The 24,402-nt window shown below is 68.6% G+C and carries 23 protein-coding genes; 12 read left to right on the top strand and 11 right to left on the bottom strand.

The genetic code is table 11. From position 1 onward, the window contains the following. Nucleotides 1-6: 6 nt before the first annotated feature. Both LFM09_RS16860 and LFM09_RS16855 read right to left on the bottom strand, forming a co-directional pair. The gene (locus LFM09_RS16860; RefSeq protein ID WP_414097392.1) at nucleotides 7-1,578 is read right to left on the bottom strand and encodes a hypothetical protein; all 1,572 of its coding nucleotides are present in this window, start codon (nucleotides 1,576-1,578) and stop codon (nucleotides 7-9) included. A 10-nt stretch (nucleotides 1,579-1,588) separates the two neighbouring features. Further along, nucleotides 1,589-3,100 carry a S1 family peptidase gene (locus tag LFM09_RS16855; protein WP_414097391.1) on the bottom strand — a complete coding sequence of 504 codons (1,512 nt, stop codon included), beginning with the start codon at nucleotides 3,098-3,100 and terminating at the stop codon, nucleotides 1,589-1,591. A gap of 156 nt (nucleotides 3,101-3,256) precedes the next feature. On the opposite strand from LFM09_RS16855, the gene LFM09_RS16850 reads away from it, so the two are divergent. Then, complete coding sequence (locus LFM09_RS16850) at nucleotides 3,257-3,589, top strand: CU044_2847 family protein (RefSeq protein WP_414097390.1); 333 nt, start codon at nucleotides 3,257-3,259, stop codon at nucleotides 3,587-3,589. Here LFM09_RS16850 and LFM09_RS16845 read toward each other — a convergent pair. Both LFM09_RS16845 and metH read right to left on the bottom strand, forming a co-directional pair. Continuing rightward, nucleotides 3,586-4,242, bottom strand: coding sequence for an HAD family hydrolase (locus LFM09_RS16845; RefSeq protein ID WP_414097389.1), 657 nt, complete (start codon nucleotides 4,240-4,242; stop codon nucleotides 3,586-3,588). The genes LFM09_RS16850 and LFM09_RS16845 overlap by 4 nt on opposite strands. After that, nucleotides 4,235-7,774 carry a methionine synthase gene (gene metH, locus LFM09_RS16840; RefSeq protein ID WP_414097388.1) on the bottom strand — a complete coding sequence of 1,180 codons (3,540 nt, stop codon included), beginning with the start codon at nucleotides 7,772-7,774 and terminating at the stop codon, nucleotides 4,235-4,237. The genes LFM09_RS16845 and metH overlap by 8 nt, the downstream gene beginning before the upstream one ends. Before the next feature lie 48 nt (nucleotides 7,775-7,822). Between metH and LFM09_RS16835 the strand changes: the two genes are divergently transcribed. The 3 genes from LFM09_RS16835 to LFM09_RS16825 all read left to right on the top strand — a co-directional run bounded on the left by LFM09_RS16835 (nucleotide 7,823) and on the right by LFM09_RS16825 (nucleotide 10,749). Beyond that, complete coding sequence (locus LFM09_RS16835) at nucleotides 7,823-8,725, top strand: PAC2 family protein (RefSeq protein WP_414097387.1); 903 nt, start codon at nucleotides 7,823-7,825, stop codon at nucleotides 8,723-8,725. Between the two features lie 337 nt (nucleotides 8,726-9,062). Continuing rightward, a complete protein-coding gene (locus tag LFM09_RS16830; protein WP_414097386.1) occupies nucleotides 9,063-9,443 on the top strand; it encodes a hypothetical protein in 381 nt (126 codons plus the stop codon). A gap of 145 nt (nucleotides 9,444-9,588) precedes the next feature. Then, nucleotides 9,589-10,749: an MFS transporter gene (locus LFM09_RS16825; RefSeq protein ID WP_414097385.1), complete on the top strand. Its 1,161-nt coding sequence runs from the start codon at nucleotides 9,589-9,591 to the stop codon at nucleotides 10,747-10,749. Here LFM09_RS16825 and LFM09_RS16820 read toward each other — a convergent pair. Together LFM09_RS16820 and LFM09_RS16815 are read right to left on the bottom strand one after the other, a co-directional pair. After that, nucleotides 10,679-12,262, bottom strand: a complete 1,584-nt coding sequence (locus LFM09_RS16820; RefSeq protein ID WP_414097384.1) for an ABC transporter permease — start codon at nucleotides 12,260-12,262, stop codon at nucleotides 10,679-10,681. The genes LFM09_RS16825 and LFM09_RS16820 overlap by 71 nt on opposite strands. After that, nucleotides 12,259-13,146 carry an ATP-binding cassette domain-containing protein gene (locus LFM09_RS16815; RefSeq protein WP_414097383.1) on the bottom strand — a complete coding sequence of 296 codons (888 nt, stop codon included), beginning with the start codon at nucleotides 13,144-13,146 and terminating at the stop codon, nucleotides 12,259-12,261. Before LFM09_RS16815 ends, LFM09_RS16820 begins: the two co-directional genes overlap by 4 nt. Nucleotides 13,147-13,229: 83 nt before the next feature. On the opposite strand from LFM09_RS16815, the gene LFM09_RS16810 reads away from it, so the two are divergent. Then, a complete protein-coding gene (locus LFM09_RS16810) occupies nucleotides 13,230-13,724 on the top strand; it encodes a GbsR/MarR family transcriptional regulator (RefSeq protein ID WP_414097382.1) in 495 nt (164 codons plus the stop codon). Between the two features lie 46 nt (nucleotides 13,725-13,770). On the opposite strand, the gene LFM09_RS16805 is transcribed toward LFM09_RS16810, so the two are convergent. The 3 genes from LFM09_RS16805 to LFM09_RS16795 form a co-directional block, all read right to left on the bottom strand. Then, the gene (locus LFM09_RS16805; protein WP_414097381.1) at nucleotides 13,771-14,142 is read right to left on the bottom strand and encodes a peptidase inhibitor family I36 protein; all 372 of its coding nucleotides are present in this window, start codon (nucleotides 14,140-14,142) and stop codon (nucleotides 13,771-13,773) included. A gap of 33 nt (nucleotides 14,143-14,175) precedes the next feature. Further along, nucleotides 14,176-15,687 (bottom strand): DUF4185 domain-containing protein, encoded by a 1,512-nt coding sequence (locus LFM09_RS16800; protein WP_414097380.1) that lies wholly within the window; start codon nucleotides 15,685-15,687, stop codon nucleotides 14,176-14,178. Between the two features lie 163 nt (nucleotides 15,688-15,850). Next, entirely contained in the window at nucleotides 15,851-16,951 is a 1,101-nt protein-coding gene (locus tag LFM09_RS16795) for a S1 family peptidase (protein WP_414097379.1), read from the bottom strand. Nucleotides 16,952-17,361: 410 nt separating this feature from the next. Here LFM09_RS16795 and LFM09_RS16790 point away from each other — a divergent pair, with 410 nt between their 5' ends. Both LFM09_RS16790 and LFM09_RS16785 read left to right on the top strand, forming a co-directional pair. Further along, nucleotides 17,362-19,158, top strand: a complete 1,797-nt coding sequence (locus tag LFM09_RS16790; RefSeq protein WP_414097378.1) for a S8 family serine peptidase — start codon at nucleotides 17,362-17,364, stop codon at nucleotides 19,156-19,158. A gap of 156 nt (nucleotides 19,159-19,314) precedes the next feature. Continuing rightward, entirely contained in the window at nucleotides 19,315-19,707 is a 393-nt protein-coding gene (locus LFM09_RS16785; RefSeq protein WP_414097377.1) for a hypothetical protein, read from the top strand. Nucleotides 19,708-19,728: 21 nt separating this feature from the next. On the opposite strand, the gene LFM09_RS16780 is transcribed toward LFM09_RS16785, so the two are convergent. Next, a complete protein-coding gene (locus LFM09_RS16780; RefSeq protein ID WP_414097376.1) occupies nucleotides 19,729-20,808 on the bottom strand; it encodes a hypothetical protein in 1,080 nt (359 codons plus the stop codon). 33 nt (nucleotides 20,809-20,841) lie between these two features. On the opposite strand from LFM09_RS16780, the gene LFM09_RS16775 reads away from it, so the two are divergent. Genes LFM09_RS16775 through LFM09_RS16755 form a run of 5 tightly spaced genes read left to right on the top strand, consistent with a single transcriptional unit; the run spans nucleotide 20,842 to nucleotide 23,090 of the window. After that, a complete protein-coding gene (locus tag LFM09_RS16775) occupies nucleotides 20,842-21,084 on the top strand; it encodes an ATP-dependent Clp protease adaptor ClpS (protein ID WP_414097375.1) in 243 nt (80 codons plus the stop codon). Beyond that, the gene (locus tag LFM09_RS16770) at nucleotides 21,081-21,575 is read left to right on the top strand and encodes a hypothetical protein (protein WP_414097374.1); all 495 of its coding nucleotides are present in this window, start codon (nucleotides 21,081-21,083) and stop codon (nucleotides 21,573-21,575) included. The genes LFM09_RS16775 and LFM09_RS16770 overlap by 4 nt, the downstream gene beginning before the upstream one ends. A 16-nt stretch (nucleotides 21,576-21,591) precedes the next feature. Then, entirely contained in the window at nucleotides 21,592-22,338 is a 747-nt protein-coding gene (locus LFM09_RS16765) for an ATP-dependent Clp protease adaptor ClpS (protein WP_414097373.1), read from the top strand. A gap of 7 nt (nucleotides 22,339-22,345) precedes the next feature. Beyond that, nucleotides 22,346-22,588 (top strand): ATP-dependent Clp protease adaptor ClpS, encoded by a 243-nt coding sequence (locus tag LFM09_RS16760; protein WP_414097372.1) that lies wholly within the window; start codon nucleotides 22,346-22,348, stop codon nucleotides 22,586-22,588. Nucleotides 22,589-22,598: 10 nt separating this feature from the next. After that, complete coding sequence (locus LFM09_RS16755) at nucleotides 22,599-23,090, top strand: hypothetical protein (protein ID WP_414097371.1); 492 nt, start codon at nucleotides 22,599-22,601, stop codon at nucleotides 23,088-23,090. Here the strand turns inward: LFM09_RS16755 and mshC are convergent. Then, nucleotides 23,087-24,325, bottom strand: coding sequence for a cysteine--1-D-myo-inosityl 2-amino-2-deoxy-alpha-D-glucopyranoside ligase (gene mshC, locus LFM09_RS16750; protein WP_414097370.1), 1,239 nt, complete (start codon nucleotides 24,323-24,325; stop codon nucleotides 23,087-23,089). The two genes, LFM09_RS16755 and mshC, sit on opposite strands and share 4 nt — an antisense overlap. Between the last annotated feature and the right edge of the window lie 77 nt (nucleotides 24,326-24,402).

Raw genomic sequence — 24,402 nt, 5'->3', positions numbered from 1 at the left:
GTTCGTTCACGCCCCGCACTCGCCTGCCGCACGGGTCGCGGCGTCACACCAGCGGAGCACCAGGCCGGACGGCCCGCTCATCACAAGTCCGGGGAACTTCCGTTCGAACACCACGCTCGCGCCGCTGGGCATCGCGGTGTCGGAGCTGGTGAGCACAGTCGCGGTGGCGCGTCCGTCGACCACCTCGGTGATCCGCATCGTGAGCTCCGGGAACGTCGGCATCACCGTCGCCGTGGACTGGTAGTTCATCGTCACCTTCCCGTCCGGGGCGATGGTGAGTCCGCCCGCGTGCTGCGACCATGTGCCGGCGAAGGATGCCGGAGGCGTGGCGGCGGCGGCCGAACTGGTCGAGGGCTGTGGTGACGGAACGCTGATCGGCGGCGTGGAGACGAACATCGCCTTCTCGGCGACCACTGTGCGGTTGCTGTCGCGATGGAGCGCGAGTGGTCCAGCAGTGCAGTCCGCGTTCGGGTCGATCTGTCCGATGCAGCTCGGGACGGTGAGCTCCGCGACGGTGCCATTGCCGAGATCACGCACCATCGTCACAGGGCTTGTGCCGCTCTTGGCCCACTTGCCGTTCTCCAGCGCCCACAGCCCGCCCGCGTCGCGCACGGTTTGAGTGCCGTTGTTGTTCGCCTTGAGGTCGGTGCAGGTCCACGAGGTAGCGGTCGCGCGCAACTCACCCTTCGGCGTCCACCACACATCGGTCACGTAGAACCCGCTACCGGCTCCCGGCGGCATCATGGCGGACGTGTCCGTACTGGTGGCGTTGCCATCGGCGTCCAGCACGCTGATCGAGGACCTCCCGCCACACCCGCTGCCCTCGGCGACGGCCAGCGCGTACTTCTCGCCCTCGCCGTTCTCGTAAGGCGCGACCGGCGTGTAGTAGTTGGCGCTGTGCGCCGCGATCTGCTTGCCCGCCACAGCACCTGACTCCACCAGCACCAGGCTGACCTTCCCCCTGCCGTCGTACTGCATGGTGATCACATGCCTGCGGGTGCTGACGAGGAACTTCCGCGAGTTCGGCGCATCGAGCGCTGGAGGAAACCGCGTGTCGTCCTGCCTCGCCCCCGTGCGCAGGTCGATGGTCTGGAAACGATCCACCGCCGAGTTCTCCGAGCCGATGTTGACCAGGACGCTGTCCGGACCGACGGCGGCGATGTCCGAGCACAGGCGGCACGGAAAGCGCCGCTGTTCGCCCGTCCGCGCGTCGATGACGATCAGCTCGGTCTCCTCGTTCGACTCCACGCGCATGTCGGCATCGGAGAACAACGCGATGTGGTCCCCGCTGTTCGTCCACACGACCTTGTTCTCCAAAGCGTCTCCACCACCGAAGAACCGTCGCAGCCGCGTGATGACCTGCTCTCCACGCATGACGAAGAGGTGGGTCTCGGTGAAGTAGAGGTAGTCGGCTCGCCCGTTTCCCACCGGTGTGCTGGATGTCGGTGCCGAGGTGGTGGTCGGTGGTGACGCGGCCTCGGGCGGCCGTTCGACTCCCTGCTTCAGGACGAGCGCCGTCACGACCGCCGCTACGAGGCACAGTCCCGCCAGCACGGCCACGAGCTTCTTCACAGTCATGACAGCCTCGCTAGGGGCGGTAGGTGCGGGGGTCGACGCGAGACCAGGTGTTGTAGGTGCGCAGGTACGTGGCCTGATAGCCGGAGAACGGCGCACCCTGCACCGTCGGAGTGGCCTTGCCGGTGACCTCGAACGGCTTGCCGTTGTCGTCGATGTCGAGCGAGTAGGAACCGGCCGCGGTCGCGATGATCAGCCGCAGGCGGAACTTGCAGTGACGGGACTGGCTGAGCGCGGCCAGCACCAGGTCCTGCTGGTCACCGGGGCGCAGCTCGATCGACTTGTCGGTGAAGTAGCTCTCGCCGACCAGCTTCGGGACTTCCCTGTCCAGCAACACCATCTCCTGCACGGTGGGGCTTGGCTCGTCCAGGTCGAAGCCGAGGTGCACCACACCGGACGGGCCACCTTGGGTGAATCCGCTGAAGTACGTGCCCGCGATCGGCGACACGCACTCCTTGAGCACCTCGATGTCGGTGATGCGGACTGTGGCGGTGTCCTTGCTCATCAAGGTCACCTTCGTCAGGCCGAACCCGATCGGGACGCCACCGTTGCTGTCGTACCAGGAGGCCTGTCCCTGGCTGTTCTCGACAACGTCGATGTTGAACGTGGCCAGCTGTGCGTCGGTCATGTCGACCTTCGCGGGCACCGAGAACGCCGACGCTCCGTTACTGCGGCGCTGCACGCGTTCGGTTCCGATCACCGCCACCGCGGGCGAGTCCGCCGGCATCGGCTGGACTCCCTTGTGGACGGCGATCGGAGTCGTGGTGGGTGCGGCCGTTGTGCCCGTTGTGCCCGTGTGCACCGGTTGCCGGGTGAGTTGCACGACGCCTGCGGTCGCCGACACGGTCAGCAGCAACGCGGCCGTTGCCAGCAGCACGGCAATCCTCTTCGTGACGCGTGCCTTCGGCTGACCGGCGACCTTCACCCGATGATCTGCCGGCAACAGCGCGAGGAAGTCCTCGACCCTCGCCGTCCACACGGAGTGCCGCAGCCAGTTGTCGCTGTTGTACCGAGCTCGCACCACGCCGACCACAACGTCATCGGCCGCACGGCGCACCGGCGCACCGCTCATCCCCACCGCGACCGAGTCCGAGGTGAAGTAACTCTGTGGCACGTCGTTCCTGGTGAGCTCGCCACGCCAGTCGCCGGTCGTCGCGAGGAACCCGTACTCATGACCTGGGTCGTCGACCCTCGCGACGCCGGTCACGACGATCTTCGTGCCCGGCGGCACCTGGTCGGTCGGCGAGACGGCCGCTGTCGTGCCTGCCAGCGCTTCCTCCCTGCGCAGCACCGCGAGGTCCCGACTCTCGTCGATCGCGATCACCTCGGCGCGCAGGACTCGATGCCCGCCAGCCAGCGCGTCCACGTCGACGAACGAGCCGACCTCACCGGCCTGGACGTCGCGCAGGACGTGCCACGCGGTCACCAGGACGCCGGGAGCCACCTGGAAGCAGGTGCCCGCGGACGCCCCCGACCTGGTCAGGATCCGACCGAGATACGGCGGAATCCGATCGTCACCTGGCATCTGGCCTCCCGTCGCGGATCTGCCTGCCCATCGCCCCGAGCGGTGTCCGGCGTTACGCGAGTCCCATGTGGACAGTCAGATTCCAAAGTGCGTGGAATTGTTGCGGTAACACGGGATCCACGGTCGAGCGATCAGACAGCGACGAAGGAGGACGGGATGGCAGGCCGGCTCGTTCCGATGAGGATCGGTGACGTCGAAGTGCTCGTGGAGACCATCGGCGAGCAGTGGACCGAGGACACCTCGGCCTTGAACGAGGCGGGCAGGCGTCTGCTCGACGCCTTCGAGATGGCCCGCGAGGTGATCGTCGGAGCGGCGATCGCCACCGCGGACACCGCGGGGAAGCTCGCCGCCCGCTCGGTGCGGCCGGACAAGCTGGAGGTCGAGTTCGGTCTCGGCTACTCGATCAAGGGCAACGTGGTCGTGGTGAGCGGCCACGCCGAGTCGACCCTCAAGGTGAAGCTGACCTACGACGCCCCCGAACAGGACTAGAGGGCCTTCAGCACGTCCAGGTCCACACCCACCAGCGAGTCGCGGAAGATCCGCCGCTCCCCCGCCTCCACCTCGACGTCGCACGGCACCACCAACACAGTGCATCCGGCCGCCACCGCAGCGGCCACACCGGTCGGCGAGTCCTCGATGGCCACGCAGCGGGTCGCGTCGACGCCGAGCAGCCGAGCAGCCTTCAGATACGGCTCCGGCAACGGCTTGTTGAGCCCGTCCACCTCATCCCCACACACCGTGACGTCGAACAGCTCCCGCCCAATCGTGTCCAACGCAACCTCGGTCAACGACCGCTCGGTAGACGTCACAAGCGCCATCGGCACCCCCGACTCACGCACCGCCCGCAAGGCCTCCTGAGCACCAGGACGCCACGGCAACCCAGCCCGAAAGACCTCCTCGGTACGCCGCGAAATCCACGCAGCCCCGTCAAGCAGATCCGCATCCGCAGGCTCAACACCAACATCAGCAAACAACAGCCGCATAGTCGTAGGCACGTTGGTACCGACCATGCGTTCACGGGTCTCCAGCGAGAGAACCCCGCCCAGCTTCTCCGCGTACTCGTAAAGCGGGATGTCCCACAACTTCTCAGAGTCCAGCAGCGTGCCGTCCATGTCCCACAGGACAGCGTGCAGGTCAGACATTGAAGTACTTCGCCTCCGGATGGTGCGCCACAAAGGCGTCAGTGGACTGTTCAGGATGCAACTGCAGCTCGTCGGACAACTCCACGCCAATCCGCGAAGGCTCCAGCAGCTCAACGATGCGCTTCCGGTCCTCCATCTCAGGACAGGCCCCGTACCCGAACGAGTAACGAGCACCCCGATACCCGAGCTTGAAGAACTCCTCGACATCGCTCGGGTCTTCCGCAGCCACGGTGCCACCAGAAGGCCACACAAGCTCCTCCCGAACCCGCATGTGCCAGTACTCAGCCAACGCCTCGGTCAGCTGAACCCCCAGCCCGTGAACCTCCAGGTACTCCCGATAGGCGTTCTTGCCGAACAACTCGTTGGCGTAGTCAGCAATCGGCTGCCCCATCGTCACAAGATGGAACGCGATGACGTCGACCTCGCCAGAGCCCTTCGCACGCCAGAAGTCCGACAGGCACAACCGCCGATCCCGCTTCTGCCGCGGGAACGTGAACCGGAAGCGCTCAGCCGAACCCACCGCCGGCTCTTCCAGAATCACCAGATCATCACCGTCGGAAACACACGGGAAGTAGCCGTAAACGACCGCTGCGTGGGCAAGAACCCCTTCCGTGGCAAGGCGTTCCATCCAGTAACGCAGCCGAGGCCGCCCCTCGGTCTCAACCAGTTCGTCGTAGGTGGGCCCACCCCCACGCGAACCCTTGAGCCCCCACTGCCCCATGAACGTAGCCCGCTCATCCAGCAAGGCCGAGTAGTCCGCGACCGGGATGCCCTTCACCACCCGGCTACCCCAGAACGGCGGCGTCGGAATCGGGTTGTCGGTGGCGACGTCGGAGCGGCCGGCGACCGTTTCCTCTTCCACCACAGCAGCTTTGCGCGCAGCCGCGATGCGCAGCGATCGTTCGCGACGGGCCTTGCGCTCCGCAGCCTTGGCCTGAGCTTCCTCATCCACCAGAGGAGCCTCACCGCGCTTGGCCGCCATGATCGCGTCCATCAGCCGCAGCCCCTCAAAGGCGTCGCGGGCATAGCGAACATCGCCAAAGTACATCTCGGTCAGGTCGTTCTCCACGTACGCACGCGTCAACGCCGCACCGCCGAGCAGCACCGGCCACCGCGCCGCAACCCCTCGGGAGTTCATCTCCTCGAGGTTCTCCTTCATGATCACGGTCGACTTGACCAGCAGCCCGGACATGCCGATCGCATCCGCCCGGTGCTCCTCCGCAGCTTCGAGGATGGCGTTGATCGGCTGCTTGATGCCGATGTTCACGACCTCGTAGCCGTTGTTGGACAGGATGATGTCGACGAGGTTCTTGCCGATGTCGTGGACATCGCCCTTGACCGTGGCGAGCACGATCCGCCCCTTGCCGCCGTCGTCGGACCGTTCCATGTGCGGTTCGAGGTGCGCGACGGCGGTCTTCATCACCTCGGCGGACTGCAACACGAACGGCAGCTGCATCTGCCCGGACCCGAACAGCTCGCCGACGGTCTTCATGCCCGCCAGCAACGTGTCGTTGATGATCTGCAACGCCGGCCGCTCGTCCAGGGCAGCGTCGAGATCGGCCTCAAGCCCGTTGCGCTCGCCGTCCACGATCCGACGCTCCAGCCGTTCGAACAACGGCAAAGCGGCCAGTTCCTCCGCGCGGGAGGCGGAGGAAGACTTCGTGGTGACGCCCTCGAACAGCTCCATGAGCTTCTGCAGCGGGTCGTAACCCTCACGCCGGCGGTCGTAGACCAGATCCAGCGCGACAGCACGCTGCTCGTCGGGGATGCGGGCCATCGGCACGATCTTGGACGCGTGCACGATCGCGGTGTCGAGGCCGGCCTGCACGCACTCGTGCAGGAACACGGAGTTCAGCACCTGGCGCGCCGCCGGGTTGAGTCCGAAGGAGACGTTCGACAGGCCCAGAGTCGTTTGCACATCCGGGAAACGGCGCTTGAGCTCGCGGATCGCCTCGATCGTCTCGATGGCGTCGCGGCGCACTTCCTCCTGGCCGGTGGAGATCGGGAACGTCAGGCAGTCGACGATGATGTCGTTGACCCGCATGCCCCAGTTGGAGGTCAGGTCCTCGATCAGCCGGGTGGCGACGCGGACCTTCCACTCGGCCGTGCGGGCCTGCCCCTCCTCGTCGATGCACAGCGCCACCACGGCCGCGCCGTGCTCGGAGACGAGCCGCATGATCTTCTGGAAGCGGGAGTCGGGGCCGTCGCCGTCCTCGTAGTTCACCGAGTTGACGGCGCAGCGGCCCCCGAGACACTCCAGCCCGGCCTGGAGCACGCCGGGCTCGGTCGAGTCCAGCATGATCGGCAGCGTCGACGCGGTGGCCAGACGGGAGGCCAGCGCGCGCATGTCCGCCTCGCCGTCGCGGCCGACGTAGTCGATGCAGAGGTCGATCAGGTGGGCACCCTCGCGCGTCTGGTCGCGCGCGATCTCGATGCAGTCCTCCCACTTCTCGGCGAGCATCGCCTCGCGGAACGCCTTGGAGCCGTTGGCGTTCGTGCGCTCGCCGATCATCAGCACCGAAGCGTCCTGTTTGAACGGGACAGCTTGGTACAAAGAGGACACACCGGGCTCCGGTCGCGGACGCCTCGAAGAAGGCCCGAGGTCGCGCACCGCCTCGGCCACCTGGCGCAGGTGCTCCGCGGTCGTGCCGCAGCAACCACCGACGAGCCGCGCGCCGAACTCGGTGACGAACCCCGCCAGCGCCGCAGCCAACTCCTCCGGCGACAACGGGTAGACAGCGCCGTTGGGCCCCAGTTCGGGCAGGCCGGCGTTCGGCATCACCGACAACGGGATGCGCGCGTGCTTGGCGAGCGTGCGCAGGTGTTCGCTCATCTCGGCCGGACCGGTCGCGCAGTTGAGGCCGATCAGGTCGATGCCCAGCGGTTCCAACGCGGTCAGCGCGGCGCCGATCTCCGAACCCAGCAGCATCGTGCCGGTCGTCTCGACGGTCACCTGGGCGATGATCGGAACGGACCGCCCTTCCGCACTCATCGCCCGCTTGGCACCGATGATCGAAGCCTTGGTCTGCAGCAGGTCCTGCGAGGTCTCGACGATGATCGCGTCCACGCCGCCGACCAGCAGGCCCTTGCACTGCTCCTGGTACGCGTCGCGCAACGTGGCGTACGGCGCGTGGCCGAGCGTCGGAAGCTTGGTGCCGGGACCCACTGACCCGAGCACGAACCGCGGCTGATCGGAAGTGCTGAACTCGTCTGCGACCTCACGCGCCAGCGCGGCACCGCGTTCGGACAGGTGGAAGATCTGGTCCGGGATGTCGTACTCGGCCAGGTTTGCGAGGTTCGCGCCGAACGTGTTCGTCTCCACCGCGTCCACACCGACTTCGAGATAACCGCGGTGCACGGCCTTCACGACGTCGGGGCGTGTCTCGTTGAGGATCTCGTTGCAGCCCTCTAGACCGTTGAAGTCGTCAAGAGAGAGGTCAGCGGCCTGGAGCATCGTGCCCATGGCGCCGTCAGCGACGACAACCCGGTTCACCAGCGCTTCCAGGAACGGCGACTCTCCGCGATCACGCATGGGCCAAGCCTACGATGAGTTAGATAGGTGAGGCCGTAGTCTGGCGCCGTGAACGATCCGTCCCAGGAATCCCCGACCCCCTCGAACCCGCGCAAACCGCTCACGAGTCCGATCATGGTCTGCGCGTTCGAAGGATGGAACGACGCCGGCGATGCCGCCAGCACCGCCATCGAACACCTGCAACTCACCTGGGACGCCACGCCGCTCGCCGAGATCGACCCGGACGACTACTACGACTTCCAGGTGACGCGACCCACAGTCCGCATGGTGGACGGCGTCACCCGAAGGGTCGACTGGCCGACCACGCGACTCTCGGTCTGCCGGCCTCCAGGCTCCCCGGTCGACGTGATCCTCGTGCACGGCATCGAGCCGAACATGCGCTGGCGCAAGTTCGCCGCCGAGCTGCTGGGCCACATCGACGCCCTCGGGGTGACGACCGTGGTGACGCTGGGCGCCCTGCTGATGGACACGCCCCACACCCGTCCCGTGCCGGTCACCGGCACCGCGTACGACCAGGACGCCGCCGAGAAGTTCGGCCTGGAGCACTCGAAGTACGAGGGCCCGACCGGCATCGTCGGCGTGTTCCAGGACGCGTGCGTGCAGGCGGGTGTCCCGGCGATCTCGTTCTGGGCCGCCGTGCCGCACTACGTCTCGCAGCCGCCCTCCCCCAAGGCCACGCTCGCGCTGCTGCACCGGGTGGAGGAGGTCCTCGACATCGAGGTCCCGCTCGGCGCGCTGCCGGAGCAGGCCGAGGAGTGGGAGCGCACCGTCACCGAGATGGCCGACGAGGACGAGGACGTGCGCAACTACGTGCGGGCGCTGGAGGAGCGCGGCGACGCCGCCATCCAGATCACCGAGGCCTCCGGCGACGACATCGCCGCGGAGTTCGAGCGGTACCTGCGGCGACGTGGCCGCGGGCCGGGCTGGCCGTCGACCGGTCCTCGCCCGTAAGGCTTCGGACGTCGTAAATCCCCGTGGGCTTCGTGCCCGCGGGGATTTTTGGCTTCAGGTGTGACAGGTCCGTCCCAACCGGACAGGTAGGAGGTGCAAGAACCACGCGCGAGAGGACGACATGAGCGCAACGCCCTGGAGGAGAGGTTCCGGGACCCGCCCGTGACCGCGAGCCCAGCCACGTGGAGTGGTTCCGGTCCACGGCGCACGTCGAGCGGGTCATCGCCGGTGCCGCGCTCGCGGCGGCCATGATCGCCGGGATCGGCCTGGTGCCGGCGCCACCGACGAGGCGTTCGCGAAGTGAACCGCCACCCCGGGTCAGCCGGGAAACGAGCAGGTGCTGCCGCAGGCCAACGCGTGTGCCGAGTCCTGGCAGGCAACCGCGCCGTCGCCTGCGGACATCGTGCTCGCCGACACCCGCGGCATCGCCACGATCCTGGTCATGAAGAAGGGCAACGGGCTCGCCGAGTGCATGGTCGTCGGTGCCGAGGTGTTCCACTGCCAGGGCCTCACCGACGGCCCGGTGCCGCCGCTCGAAGCCACCCAGGCCAAGACCGAGACGTGGAACTCCAGCGGTGACGGCGACGAGGTGTACTCCCGCGTCGCCGGCCGGATGGGCACGGGCGTCACGCGGGTGGAGATCCACCTGCGCAACGGGCCAGGTGATCACCGCGGGCACCGGTACGGGCTGGTGAACGGCCTGGTGACCCGGATCTGAGGGCGGCCTGGCCGACGGCGGCATGAAGGTCGTCGTGCACACGGCGACCGGCAGCACCAACCATGATCCAGGCGACCTGAACTAAAACTTAGCCTCAACAACCATTTTCGCCGCTCGCCCACTAGGGTGAGCGGCGGAGGTGTCTGTGGGCCGCTTGGCACGCGCCGGGTTGTACGCCGGGGCCTTGATCGGGCCGTTCGGCGGCGCCATCACGACGTCGATCCTGCCCGAGATCGGTGACAGCTTCGGCAAGTCGCCGGGACAAGCAGCCTCGACGCTGACTTACTACCTCGTGCCGTTCGCGGTGCTGATGCTCGCATCCGGCACGTTCGCGCAACGCTGGGGTCCACAACGGACTGTCCGCATCGCCTACATCGCTTACGCCGTCACGTCCGCGCTGGCGGCGTCCTCGTGGACGTTCGAGGTGCTGCTGGCCTCGCGGGCGTTGCAGGGCGCGGCGAACTCGTTCACCACGCCGGTGCTGCTGGCCGTGATCGCCGCGTCGACGCCGAAGGAGAAGCTCGGGCGGGCGCTGGGGCTGTTCGGGTCGATGCAGGCGGCCGGGCAGACGTCCGCGCCGCTCGTCGGCGGGCTCACCGCCGAGATCGACTGGCGGCTGGCGTTCGTGGTGATCTCGGTGGTGGCCGTGGGACTCGCGATCCTGGGTGTGCCGCAGACGGACGCGGAACCGGAGCGCAACGCGAGCCTCCGAAGCGCTTTCGTGCCCAGCACGCTGCGGCCGGCGTTCGTCGCCTTCATCGGCTGGGGATGTCTGGGCGGGTTGTCGTTCCTCGTGGCGTTCCGGCTGGACGACGTGTTCGGGCTCGGCGCCGGTGAACGCGGGCTGCTGCTCACCGGGTTCGGCATCGTCGGCTTCCTGACCGCGCGCCACGTCGGCAAGGCCATCGACCGGTTCGGTGCCGCGACGACCGTGGTCGTCGGCGCGGTGCTCGGCGGTGGGCTCGTCGCGGCGGTGGGCACGACGCCGTTCGCGGCGATCGCGGTGCTCGCGTGGGCGCTGACCGGGGCCGCCGCGCAGGGTGTGCTGGTGAGCGTCAACGCGTTGGTGTTGCAGAGCGAAAAAGCCAACAGGGGCGGCAGCGTCAGTGTCGTGCAGTCACTGCGCTTCATGGGCGCCGCCGCGGCCCCGCTGGCGTTCGTCCCGCTCTACCAGGCACATCCGCTGCTGGGTTTCCTCGTCCCGGCAGCACTGCTGATCACGGTGCCCGCGATCATCACGTGGTCAGGTCGCGGCGCCGGAACCCGGCGAACCCCGCAGCCAGAAGCACCACGGCCACCAGGCTGAGCCACGCGAGCGGCCCGAAGGTGATGTCCGGGTACTTCGGGACGTGGCTGAACGGCGAGGCGTCGATGACCCACTGGTCGAGCTGCAGGGCCGGGCCGAGCAACGTGAGCACCAGCGCTGCCGACACCACGGCCCAGCTCACGCCGGTGAGCTGCGGGAACAGCCCGAACAGCAGCAGCGCCACGCCCGCGACCACCCAGGCGGCCGGGAGCTGCGCCAGTGCCGCGCCGAGCATCTGCGGCACGACCGTGCCGAGGTCGTCGGTCTGCACGCCGTAGACCAGCCCCAGGCCGAGACCGGACGCCGCCAGCACGACAGCGCCGCCGACCAGGGCGAACACCGCGTGCGACGCCACCCAGCCCCACCGCGACACCGGCGTGGCCAGGATCGGCTCCGCGCGGAACGAGGTCTCCTCCGACCGCAGCCGCAGCACCGCCTGGACCAGGTAGATCGACGCGATCAGACCCATCAGCTGGGTGACGGTGGCGAAGAAGGCGTCCACCATCGCGTCGGCGCCGCCGATCTTGCTCACGATCTGCCCGAGCGTCGGGTTGTCCTGCACCATCTGCCCGACCGCCTGCGCGACGCTGCCGTAGATCACGCCGACCGCGAACAGCGCGATGGACCAGCCGATCAGCGAACCCTTCTGCAGTCGCCACGCGAGCCCGAACGGACTGCTGATCGTGCCGTGCGGCGGGCCGAGCCGTGCGGCCAGCAGACCGAGCCCCACGTCGCGGCGGGTCACGATGTAGGCCGAGATTCCGACCAGTGCGACGGAGAAGGCGAGCGAGATGCCGAGCACCCAGAACCTGTTGTCCGCGAACGACCGCACGTGCTCGGTCCAGCCGATGGGTGACAGCCAGGTCAGCCACTCCGGGCCGGACGACCCCGCCGCGTCCCCCGCGGCGCGGAACAGGTAGGTCACACCCAGGAACCCGCCCGCGATCGCGTTCGACACGCGCGAGTTCTCGCTCAGTTGCGCGGTGAACGCGCCGACTCCGGTGAAGACCAGCCCGACGGAGGCCGTGGACAGGCCGAACGCGAAGGCGCCCGCGGGATCGAGGTCCTTGCCGATCAACACCAGCGCCTGCAGCACACCGATCAGCAGGCTCGTGCCGCCCGCGACGATGACCGCGGCGGCCAGCGGTGCGTGCCGTCCGACGACCGTTGCCGCTATGAGCTCCGTGCGACCCGCTTCTTCTTCTGCGCGCGTGTGCCTCGTGACGACGAGCATGGCCATGATCGCGATGAACAGGCCGGAGAAGACGCCCCACCGCCACACGACCAGGCCGCCCAGCGACGACCAGTCGTGCAACGGACCGAGCATCGCGAGGAACGCGGAGTTCGCGTTCGCGGTGACGCCGAGCAGTGCGCGCGACTCGGCTGTTCCGTACAGCTCTTCGAGTGCGGTCGTCGTCGAGTACGTGACGCCCACCAGGAACAACACCCAGATGGGCAGCAGGATCCGGTCACGCCTGAGGGCGAGCCGGACGAGATGCCGGGTGCCGATCATTTCGCGTCCTCGTAGTGCCGCAGGAAGAGCTCCTCCAGCGTCGGCGGCTGGCTCGTGAGCGTGCGCACGCCCGAGGACACCAGCTGCTTGAGCACCGGGTCGAGCTTGTCCGAGTCGACCTCGAACTTGACGCGGTTGCCCTCGGCCACCAGGTCGTGCACGCCCGCCATCGACGTGAGCCCGTTCGGCGGGCCGGCGAGCTCGGCGGAGATCGACGTGCGGGTCAGGTGCCGCAGCTCGGACAGCGTGCCGGTCTCGACGATGTGGCCGTTGCGGATGATGCTCACCCGATCGCACAGCGCCTCGACCTCGGCGAGGATGTGGCTGGACAGCAGCACGGTGCGGCCGCGCTCGCGTTCGTCGTTGATGCAGTCCTGGAACACGGCCTCCATCAACGGGTCGAGGCCCGAGGTCGGCTCGTCCAGGATGAGCAGCTCGACGTCGCTCGACAGCGCGGCGACGAGGGCGACCTTCTGCCGGTTGCCCTTGGAGTAGGTGCGGCCCTTCTTGCGCGGGTCCAGTTCGAAGCGCTCCAGGAGCTCCTCGCGGCGAGCCTTGTTGAGGCCGCCGCGGAGCCGTCCGAGCAGGTCGATGACCTCGCCACCGGTCAGGTTGGGCCAGAGGTTGACGTCGCCGGGGACGTAGGCGAGGCGGCGGTGGAGGGTTGCGGTGTCCTTCCACGGGTCGCCGCCGAGCAGCCGCGCGGTGCCGGAGTCGGCACGCAGCAGGCCGAGGAGGATCCGGATCGTCGTCGACTTGCCGGCACCGTTCGGGCCGAGAAAGCCGTGCACCTCACCGGTCTGGACGTCCAGGTTCAGGTCATCCAGTGCACGCGTCGGGCCGAAGGTCTTGACCAGGCCCGACACGGATATCGCAGATGTCATGGCCGGTAAGCTACACTTCTTTCACAACTTCGTGAAGTACGTAAATTTTGCCCGATCGACTGACGGAAGGGGATGATGCCGCGGTGACGAGAGCTACCCAGCGTGACCAGCAGGCGGTGAGCCAGTTCGTCGAACGGTTCGGCGGAATTCTGGCGGACACCGGCATGGCGCGCATGCCGGCACGCATTCTCGCGGCGTTGCTGACGACGGACTCCGGGCGGCTCACTGCGGCCGAGATCGCCGACCTGCTGCAGATCAGTCCAGCGGCGGTGTCGGGCGCGGTGCGCTACCTGACCACGGTCCAGATCGTCACGCGCGAACGTGAGCCGGGATCCCGCCGCGACGTGTACCGGATGCGCGACAACGTCTGGTACGAGGCGACGTTCCGCAAGGACCAGATGCTGGTGATGATCGACGAGGTGCTCAGCGAGGGCGTCGACACGCTCGGCCCGGACACCGACGCGGGCTTGCGGCTGGACGAGACGCGCGAGTTCTTCCGGTTCTGCCACAGCGAGATGGGGTCGATGCTGGACCGGTGGCGCAACCACCGCCAGAAGTGGCTCGAAGAGCGTTCGTGAGTGGTGGTTGTGGCCGCCGCAGCGGCCACAACCACTCACGGCACGACTAGCAGATCGAGTGGATCGCGTCCGCCCTGTTCCGGTTGGCGCCGAGGTTGATCAGGCCTCCTGCCGGGACGCCGGCCAGGTGCTCCCACGCAGACCCGTTCCAGTTGGCGATGTTCACCCTCCGGCCGGTGCGGTTGTAGGCCGAGTTCGCCTTGTCCCCGTGTCCCTCGAGGCCGATGTTGATGAACCAGCAGCCGCCGGTCGCCGTGTAGAACCGCCCGACGCCGTTGTCGCCGTCGTAGAGGCAGAACGTGCCGGCGTTGCACTCCCAGGCGGGCAGCGGAGCGGCGGAGGCCGTGGTGACACCCGCAGTCATCGCGCCGGTCAGCGCGAGCGCGGCGCCGAGACCTGCGATCATGTTGGTACGCATGGCTTTTCCTCCCAGTGTTTTCCCTGTGGACCTTCAGCGCCCGCGGAGTTCGCCCGCGGAGCTGAGGGGTTCGAGGAGCAGGTCGTCGACCTGCGTCCAGGTGTCCCGCCCTGCCATCGCCCAGAGCCCGGCGAACACCTCGGCGCGTGCCTCGGTGGCGGTGAACTCGACGGTGAGGCGGGTGTAACCCGGCAGTGAGCCGTACTTCTGCTCGGCCACGACTCCCCTGCCGCCCGGCAGCCGGACACCGAAGTAGCCGTCGGTCGTGGTGCCGGAACTGCGCAGCCAGCCGGTGAGCCGGTAGCGCACTCCGGGCGTGAGCACGACGGGTTGGTGCAGGTCGTTCCAGCCGATGGTGTTGCGCACCCAGCCGTTGGCAGTGCCGCTGCGTGCCAGGCCGAGGCCGCGGTCGAACCCGGCGTTCCCGGTGACCTGCCAGGCGCTGGTGGCGCGCTCGAACCCGCCCTCCTGCACGGCGTTCACGTCGAACTGGCCGAGCGGCAGCCGCACGAGCTCGACGTGGTACGGATCCCAGCGCGACATCGCGAAGTGCAGCTCACGGCTCGTCGCACTGTCGGGATGCAGGAACGCCCCGTAGAGGCCGGGGTGGTGCGCACCGTCGACGACGACCGTGCCCGCGCTCCACGGACCGGTGGGGTTCGGCGCGGTGCGCAACACGATCGCGGCGCGGCTCTCGTCCAGGTGCAGCGCCACCCAGCGACCGACCGCCTGGTTGTACTGCACCGACAGCTCACCGACCTGGCCCGCCGTCACCGGGACCGCGCGCCCGGCGCCCGGCTCCCAGGCACGGCCGGTCCAGTAGCGGTAGGCGGTGAGATCGGCCGCGGACGCTTCCGGGACGCGGGCGACGCTCGCCGCGCCCAGCCGGCCGTTGGGCGTGCCGAACAGGTAGAGCCACCCGCCGTGCCTGACGAACGCGCCCAGCTGGAACGCGCTGCCGCCGCCCTCGTTCGCCCACCTCAGGTTCGCCGGTTTGACCCAGGTGAGCCCGCCGTCGTCGGAGTACGCGAGGCCGGCGTAGTTGGTCGTCCACTGCCCGGCCTGTTCCCAGCTGCGCACGGACATGTAGTGCAGGTAGTCCCGCGAGCCGACGCTGACGCCGGCGGTCGGGATCACCGTCACCTCACGCACCGCCGGGTCGCCCGGCAGGATCTGGGCCGCGTGACCCGGCCGGTCGGTGATCATCGAGTCGATGCGCAGCCCGTCGGCCAGGTTCGTGTCACTCGAATGCGCGAGCGTGTTGAACCGCCAGTCAGCGGTCTCGGGACCGGCTCCGTGCCCGCCCCAGCCCTCGCCGTAGGTGTCGCCGAACGCGATGGCCACCCGTCCGCGGCTGTCGCGCCACATCACGCCGAGATCGGTGGCGTGCACCGCGAACCGGGAGGCGGTCTGGTTCACGTCGCCGGGGCCCTGGCCCGCGAGGAGCGACACGACCTCGCCGTCGGGCACCGCCTCGGCCGTCGCCGGCCGCATGAACGCGACGGCGAGCACTGCGATCACCAGCGCCGTTCCGTGTCGAGCCACCGCTACCCCCAGTTCGTTTGGGTCCACCTCCTGGGTACAGCGGATCGTTTGTTCACGTTCGACCCGGTGGCATACGTAAAGAACCGCTGAAGAACGATCATCTGAACACGCAAGACGCCCGTGAGCGGCCCGAATGGCCGCTCACGGGCGTCTTGGCGGTGCGTCAGCCCGTGGTGAGCGTCAGGTTGTACGTCGACAGGATCTCGTTGACCGGCTGGAAGAAGGTCGTGCCGCCGCTGGAGCAGTTGCCGGAGCCACCCGAGGTGACGCCCTGCGCCTGCGTGCCGCTGACCCACGAACCACCCGAGTCACCGGGCTCCGCGCACACGTTCGTGCGCGTCAGACCGCTGACCGAGCCCTCCTGGTAGTTCACCGTCTGGTTCTTGGCCCCGACCTCGCCGCAGTGCCAGCCCGTGGTCGAGCCGGAACGGCAGATCGACGCGCCGACCGCGGCCTCGGTATGACCGGAGACGATGACATCAGCACCGCCGTAGTGGTTCACCTTGGCCGTGGGCGTCCACGCCGAGTTGGCCCTGACCCAGCCGTAGTCGTTGCCCGGGAAGGACGAGTCCGCGAACTCGCCCAGGTCCGAGCGGTCGACGCCGGCCACCGAGTCGCCCTTGGAACCGCAGTGCCCGGCGGTGACGAAACCGCCCTCGACCGCGAAGCCGACAGAGCAGCGACCCGCGTTGTTGATGTAGTACGCGTCACCGCCGCGGATGTCCTTGAACAGGCGGGGCGCCTCGTCGGTCTCGACGACCTTGGCGAGCGTGCCCGCCTTCTCCGCGAACGACTTCGCGACCTCGGCCTGACCGCGCTTCACGGTGACCGTGACGGTGTTCGCGCGAGTGTCGACGAACCAGCCGGTGACCTCGGCCGGAGCCTTCTCGGCGTCCAGCTTGGCCTTCGCCCGGTCGAGATCGCTGGCCTTGTTCGGCACGACCCGCGGCTCGGCACCGAGCCTGCGCAGCCGGTCGGTCTTGGCCGAGTCGGTCACGCCCACGACGAGCTTGCCGAGCGACGCGTCGAACCACGCGCCGCCGAAGCTGTCGCCGGCGAAACCCTCTGCAACGCGCTGCAGGACCGCGGCCGCGCTTTCCTGACGCAACCGCTCAGTCGCCTGCTGGGGGTTCAGTCCGAGGTCGCGCTGCATCGCGGCGAGCAGGTCCGCTGACGGTTCGGGCGCGGCGACGGCGGCAGGGGAGACCGTCGTCGCGAGTGCACCCGCCAGCACGGCGACTGCCGCGACAGCCATGCGCTTCATAGGCATTTCTCCTCAGTTTTCGGTTCTGCAGGGCCGGTGTAACGCCGGACCGGGCAACCGCGATGAGGAGATCGGCTGTGCTGCAACACAGCTTGCACGACACCGGAAGCAATGGCGTCCCCAGGCGGTCGAACTGCCCGATCAGTTCGTTCCTCCGTCTGGGTGACGCTATGTCGTGCTGCCTACCGACCGGTAGGGCCGATCGACGGGTGGACCTCTCGGCATTCGGGTTGGTATAGGGAAACCAAATGCGTTCTCTCAGCCTATTTCCGTGACGCAGAGCAACCATTCGCATTGACACGCAATGTCAAATCTGTCAACAGTTCGCACTCGACGGCGTATCCCTCTGACCTGCGGTTTAGGGCTAGCGTGCAGGACACCCTGTTCCCTGCACGAGGGAGAACCCTGCCATGCGAAGAGTCTTGGGTACGGGACTCGCCGCCGCCGCTGCCGTCTGTCTGGCCGCCGCTGTGGTTCCCGCTGCTTCAGCTCAAGAAAACGTGGGCACGATTCTCGGCGCCGACCGCGCCGGCGTCGTGAAGGACAGCTACATCGTCTCGCTCAAGGCCGGATCGGCGTCGAGGGCCGCCGCACCGGAACTGGCGAGCCGTTACGGCGGCCAGGTCGGCAAGGTCTGGCAGCACGCGCTCAACGGCTTCTCGGTGAAGATGACGGCCAAGCAGGCCGCCCGCCTCGCCGCGGACCCGAAGGTCGCGTTCGTCGAGCAGGACGCCGAGGTCAAGATCTCCGACGTCCAGCAGAACCCGCCGTCGTGGGGTCTGGACCGCGTTGACCAGCGGGACCTGCCGCTGAGCAACAGCTACCAGTACGACACCACGGCGTCGAACGTCACGGCGTACATCGTCGACACGGGTGTGCGCACCACGCACGCCACGTTCGGCGGCCGCGCCACGTGGGGCACGAACACCTCCGGTGACGGCAACAACAGCGACTGCAACGGCCACGGCACGCACGTCGCCGGCACCGTCGCGGGCGCGGAGTACGGCATCGCGAAGGCCGCCAAGGTCGTCGCGGTGAAGGTCCTGAACTGCCAGGGCTCCGGCACGATCCAGGGCGTCGTCGACGGCGTCAACTGGGTGACCCAGAACGCGGTGAAGCCCGCGGTCGCGAACATGTCCCTCGGTGGTGGCGCTGCCGCCGCCCTGGACACCGCGGTCACGAACTCCATCGCGTCCGGTGTGACCTACGCGGTCGCGTCCGGAAACTCGAACACCGACGCCTGCAGCACCTCGCCTGCACGCGTGCCCAACGCGATCACGGTCAACGCGTCGACCCGCACCGACGCGCGTGCCTCGTTCTCCAACTACGGCAGCTGCACGGACATCTTCGCTCCGGGTGAGGGCATCACGTCGGCGTGGATCACCAACGACACGTCGACCAACACCATCTCTGGCACGTCGATGGCCTCCCCGCACGTCGCGGGTGCCGCTGCCCTGTGGCTGGCCACCCACCCGAGCGACGCCCCGGCCGCGGTCTGGGCGGGCCTGAACGCCGCCTCGACCCCGAACAAGATCACCAACCCCGGTGCGAACTCGCCGAACAAGCTGCTCTACACGCTCTTCGGCACCTCGCAGCCGGGCAACCCCTCGGTGACGAACCCCGGCACGCAGACCTCCACGGTCGGCTCGCCGGCGTCGTTGCAGCTCGCGGCCACCGGCGGCACCGCGCCGTACACGTGGTCCGTGAGCGGTCTCCCGGCCGGCCTGTCGGCGTCCTCCTCTGGCGCCATCTCCGGCACGCCGACCACGGCGGGCACCTCCTCGGTGACCGCGACGGTGACCGACGCGGCCGGCAAGACCGGCTCGGCGACCTTCTCCTGGGTCGTCAACGCGGTTGGTGGCGGCTGTGACGCCAAGACCAACTCCACCCCGGTCACCATCGGTGACCTGCAGACCGTGACCAGCACGATCGTCATCTCCGGCTGCGCGGGCAACGCGTCGGCCACGGCGTCGATCAAGGTCTCGATCACGCACACCTACAAGGGCGACCTCGTGGTCGACCTGGTCGCACCCGACGGCACCGTCGTGAACCTGCACAACCGCAGCGGTGGCTCGGCCGACAACATCAACGAGACCTACACCAAGAACCTCTCCGGTGAGGCTGCCAACGGCACCTGGACGCTGCGCGTGCGCGACGCGGCGTTCCTGGACAGCGGCACGTTGAACAACTGGACGCTCGACGTCTGAGCTGATCGGTTGTAGATCGCGAACCACCCCCGGTGCTTCCGCCTCGGGGGCGGTTTCGCGTCAGTCCTCGCCCGGATCAGCTTGTAACGAGACCTGAAGGTCGCCCGACAAGCCCGCTGCGCACACCGAGACCGCACCAGAACCGGGGAGAGTCGCGTGGCCCTTTTCAGCAAGTCGCCAGAGGAGATCGCCGCGAAGAAGGCCTCTGACGAGCGCAGGGCAGCCGAGGCAGCCGCCGCACGCTTCGCTGCTTCACCCGCGGGGCAAGCACGCACCGCCAAGGAGGAGGGGGCGAGACTCTTCCAGATCTCGATCGACCTCGAGAGCACATCGGCGCGCTCCAGCCTCGGTATGGCCACCGTGACGAGGAAGAGCAACAACCACACGCAGATGCTGAACGAGATCGTGGCCGAAGGCTGGAAGTTCGAGACCGTCTCGACGACTTTCATCCCTCAGACCACCACGACCACGGAGCGGTGGTACACGAACGGATCGCGGGAAGCGACCTCCGGCATCGTGCTGGCGACTTACGTGTTCAGCCTGGCCTGACCCCGAAGGCGCGGTTTCGCGTCAGTCCTCGTCGTAGTCGTAGCCGCCCGACGAGATGCGCTCCTGCTCGGCGTCCCGGAGCTTCTCGTACCGCCTCACCGCGATCTCGTCGCCGACGTGGCCCGCCGCCGCCACCGCGGCCTGGCAGATCACCAGCGACAGGTCGACCCCTTCGGCCTCCCGGTGCGCCTGCGCGAACACCTCGCCCGCCAGCTCCCGTTCCGCCTGCCCGGACAGCAGGAACAGCTCCTCCACGTACCGGAGCCCGAGCCCGATCTCCTGCCAGCCCTCCACCCCGTCCAGGGCCGTGCGGCACTCCCGCAACGCCTCCCACGCGGCACGGTGCTCCCCCGCCTGGCGTTCGAGGCCGGCCAGAGTCAGCCACGCCGGTGCGCGGTCACGGTCGCCCTCCACGAACGCCAGAGCGTCGCGCTGGGCCCGTGCCGCCTCGGCGAACGCCCCGAGCTCCGTCAGGTGGTGGTGCAGTGCGTCCAGGGTTCGCAGGTCGCGCGGCCGGTCTGCCGCCCACCGGTCGAGCTCCGCGCGGGCCAGCTCCCGCTCCCCCGCCAGCAAGGCGCGTTCGACCCAGGTCAGCGGGTCTTCGTCGGCCGGGTCCTCGGGAAACCACTCCCGCCTGCTCTCCGCCCACGGCTCCAGGTCGTCCTCGTCGACCACGAGCTCCAGCACGTCGTCGCGGTCGGGGTGGTCCTGCACGTACGCGACGGTGGCTTCGACGCCGGCGGCGAACAGGTGCTCGCGGTCGTAGCCGCACCAGGTGTCGAAGTTGGCGCGCTTGATCGCGTGCTGCCGCCAGACGTCCTCGACCTGCCGGTGCTCGGCGAGCAGGAAGCCCACCAGCTCGGCCTGTGAACCCAGGCCCTGGAACGGTGCGTGCCGGCGGCACAACGCCTCCTGCTCGGCCAGGAACCTGAGCAGCGGCAGATCCTCGGTTCTGCGGTCGTACTGCAACGCCCACAACACCTTCGCGCGCCGGACCTCGTGCTCGTCCTGGCCGTCGGGCAGCGCCGAGTACCGCAGCTCCCGCCACGCCGCCGTCGACTCCCGCATGCGCGTCAGGTCGCGCCGTGCCGCCTCCATCACCGGTCCATTGTGGCCTTCGCTCATACTCGGCCGGTGAGCGATGGGGACAGATGGCAGGTCGTCGTGCACAACGACGACCACAACACCTTCTCGGTGGTCCGGCACCTGCTGAAGAAGGTCTGCGGCCACGACGCCGACACGGCGCGCGCACTCACGGCCCAGGTCCACGACAACGGCCGCGCGGTGGCCGGCACCTATGACCGCGCCACGGCCGAGGCCATCACGCTGCGGCTGGTTCGGTTCGGACTGCACGCGAAGTTCGGGCGGGTGCGATGAGCCCGTTCACCGCCAAGGCCGTGGACGGCGGCATCGAGGTGCACATGACCGACGAGCTCGCGAAGCCGATCTCGGGGCTGCTCGAAGAGCTGGAGCTGCAGCTGGGCCGCGGCTGGGTGTCGCGCGCGCTGAAGTTCCGGTACCGGTTCTTCGGCCGGCCGCTGCTGATGCGGCAGATGTTCCCGAACGCCGGCCCGTCGTGGCTGAGCTCGTCGCTGTTCCGCAACCGGCACCGGCGGGTGCTCGGCGACCCCCGGCCCGCGAAACGGCTGCGGGCGCGGTTCCGGCAGCCGATGCCCTGGGTGCTCCCGCTGGACGAGGTCGACGACTGGGTGATGGTGATGGGGCAGCTGCGGGCGCTCTACCGGGTGCGCAAGGGTGCGACGCCGGCGGAGGTCGCGACGTTCACCGCCTTCCAGTGCCAGATCGTGTCGCTGGCCGACCCGGAGGTGGCCGACGGCTGCCCCGAGCACCACCAGCCTGCGGAGTAGTCCGCATGCTCTGCCGATGAATCCCGGGGAGAGATGGCAGGTCGTCGTGCGCAACGACGACCTGAACTCGTTCGCCGTCGTCCACCACCTGCTGCGCAAGGTCTGCCGGCTGGACTCCGACGCGGCTCGTCAACAGACGCTGGCGATCCACCAGAGCGGCATCGCGGCGATCGGCACCTACGACCGGCAGACGGCCGAGGCGTTCACGGTGCAGCTGGTGCGTTACGGGCTCCTGGCGAGCTTCCACCCGGCCCCGGTGACCGAGCCCCGCATGGAGATCCGGCCGGTCGACGGCGGGGTGCGGGTGGAGATGACGGACGAGTTCGTCGACCTCTTCCTCAAGGTGCTCTGGTCGATGGAGCGGGGCTACCGGTACCTGCCCGGTTCCGTGGTGTTCGGGATGCGCTGGCCGCTGTGGGTGGCGACGCGGAAGACGGTGCTGCGCCGGATCTTCCCGGACGCCGCCGGGTCGCGGTGGCGGTCGGCGCTGTTCCGCCGGCGGCATCGGAAGGTGCTGGTCGACCGCAAGCTCGTCGATCGCGTGGCCGACCGGCTCGCGTACCCCGGGCCGTGGGTGCTCACGCCCGCCGAGGCCGACGAGTGGATCGTGGCGCTGGGTCAGGCCCGCGCGTACTTCCTGTTGCTGCGCAAGGCGAAGCGCGAAGGCGCGATGTTGTTCTCCGCGGTCCGGGAGCTCGTGGTGGCGCTGGATCCGGAATCGGCGGCTGCCTGGACCGAGAAGCTCGCGGCGGAGAGCGCATAATCTGCCGGTGAGTTCTGGGGGCCGATGGAAGGTCGTCGTGCGCAACGACGACCACAACACGTTTGCGATCGTCTACCGCGCGCTGCGGAGTCACTACGCCATGACCGAGGATCAGGCGCGCTTCGTCACGGAGGACGTCCACCTGACGGGGACCGGGGCGGCCGCTCTGCACACTGATCGCGCGGAGGCCGAGGCCGCCGTGGTCGCTCTGCAGCGGCAGGGCCTGAACGCGAAACTCGAGGCCGAATGATGGCTGCCGAATGATGGCTGAGGGCCACGACTACTTCGACGCGGTGGCGGCGGGTGACGGCGTCCTGGTGCGGATGACCGAGAACGCCGCCACCACGCTCGCCCACCTGGTGAGCCAGCTCGTCGCGTTCCTCGAGCGCGAGGAGACGCTACCGGGACACAAGCGGCTCCTGCGCGCCATGAAGCCCGAAGACGTACGGCGGCGGATGTTCCCCGACGCCTGCGGTTCGCGAGCGGCCTCCGACGACTTCCGGGCGCGGTTCCGGGAGGTGCTGACCGACCCGGCGCCCGCGCACCGGGTCGCCCAGCGTCTGCAGGAACCGACACCGCTGCTGGTGCCGTTCGACGAACTCGAGGACTGGCACACGACCATGGCGCTGGTGCGCGCGCTGCACCTGGCAACGCGCGCACCTGACCAGATGGTCGTCGTGTGGACCAAAGTGGTTCAGGAGCACCTGATCGTGGCGCTCGAACCGAAAGCCGTCACCGGCTGGCCCAACTAGAGGTCGACGCCCAACAGCGCGTCCACAGCGGTGCGGATCTGCGACGGGCCGTGGTTGTCCGAACCGCCGTGCGCCAACGCCTCGTCGGCCCACGCGTCGATCGCGGCCAGCGCCTTGGGCGTGTCGAGGTCGTTGCCCAGGTGGTCGCGCAACCGCGTCACGGTGTCCACAGCGGACGGTCCCGACGACAGCTCGGCTGCCTTGCGCCATTTCGCCAGCCGCTCCAGCGCCTCGTCGAGCAGGGACTGGGTCCAGGCGCGGTCCGTGCGGTAGTGGCCGGCGAGCAGGGCCAGGCGGATGGCGTTCGGGTCGACCTTCTGCGAGCGCAGCTTGGAGACGAAGACCAGGTTGCCGCGCGACTTCGACATCTTCTCGCCGTCGAGGCCGATCATGCCCGCGTGCACGTAGTGGCGAGCGAACGGGTGCTGGCCGGTCTGCGCCTCGGCGTGCGCGGCGGAGTACTCGTGGTGCGGGTAGATCAGGTCCGAGCCGCCGCCCTGGACGTCGAAGCCCATGCCGAGGCGGTTGTGGGCGATGGCGCTGCACTCGATGTGCCAGCCGGGCCGGCCCTCGCCCAGCTCGGACTGCCACGACGGCTCGCCGGGCCGCTTCACGCGCCACAGCAGGGCGTCGAGCGGGTGCTTCTTGCCGGGGCGCTCCGGGTCGCCGCCGCGCTCGGCGAGCAGCTTGGTCATCGTCTCCGCGTCGTAGTTCGACTCGTAGCCGAAGTGGCCGGTCGCGTTGTGCGCGAAGTAGATGTCCGGGTACTCGGGGTCGTCGACGCGGTAGGCGTGGCCGTCGTTGACCAGCTTGACGATCACCTCGACGATCTCGGGGATCGCCTCGACGATGCCGACGTAGTCCTGCGGCGGCAGGACGCGCAGGGCCTCCATGTCCTCGCGGAACAGCGCCGTCTCACGCATGGCGAGCACGACCCAGTCGTCCTGGTCGCGTTCGGCGCGCTCCAGGAGCGGGTCGTCGACATCGGTGACGTTCTGGACGTAGTGCACGTTGTGGCCGTTGTCGAGCCACACGCGTTGCACGAGGTCGAACGCCAGATAGGTGGCGGCGTGGCCGAGGTGCGTCGCGTCGTACGGCGTGATCCCGCAGACGTACAACCTGGCGGTGTCTCCTGGAGCCGTCGGGCGCACTTCACCCGTAGCCGTGTCGAACAGCCGCAGCGGGCGGGGGTCCCCCGGAACCCGCGGCACAGGAATCGATGACCAGGTCTGCATGCATCCGACACTAACGCGTGCCGCCGTACGGAGTGCACTTTCCGGCTGTTGGGACCACCACCCCGTAGCGGGTCCGG

The organism is Lentzea alba, assembly GCF_047445655.1.
GTDB classification, from domain to species: Bacteria; Actinomycetota; Actinomycetes; order Mycobacteriales; family Pseudonocardiaceae; genus Lentzea; species Lentzea alba_A.
Note: the sequence above shows the minus strand (reverse complement) of the source record. Positions and strands in the feature narration are given on the sequence as shown.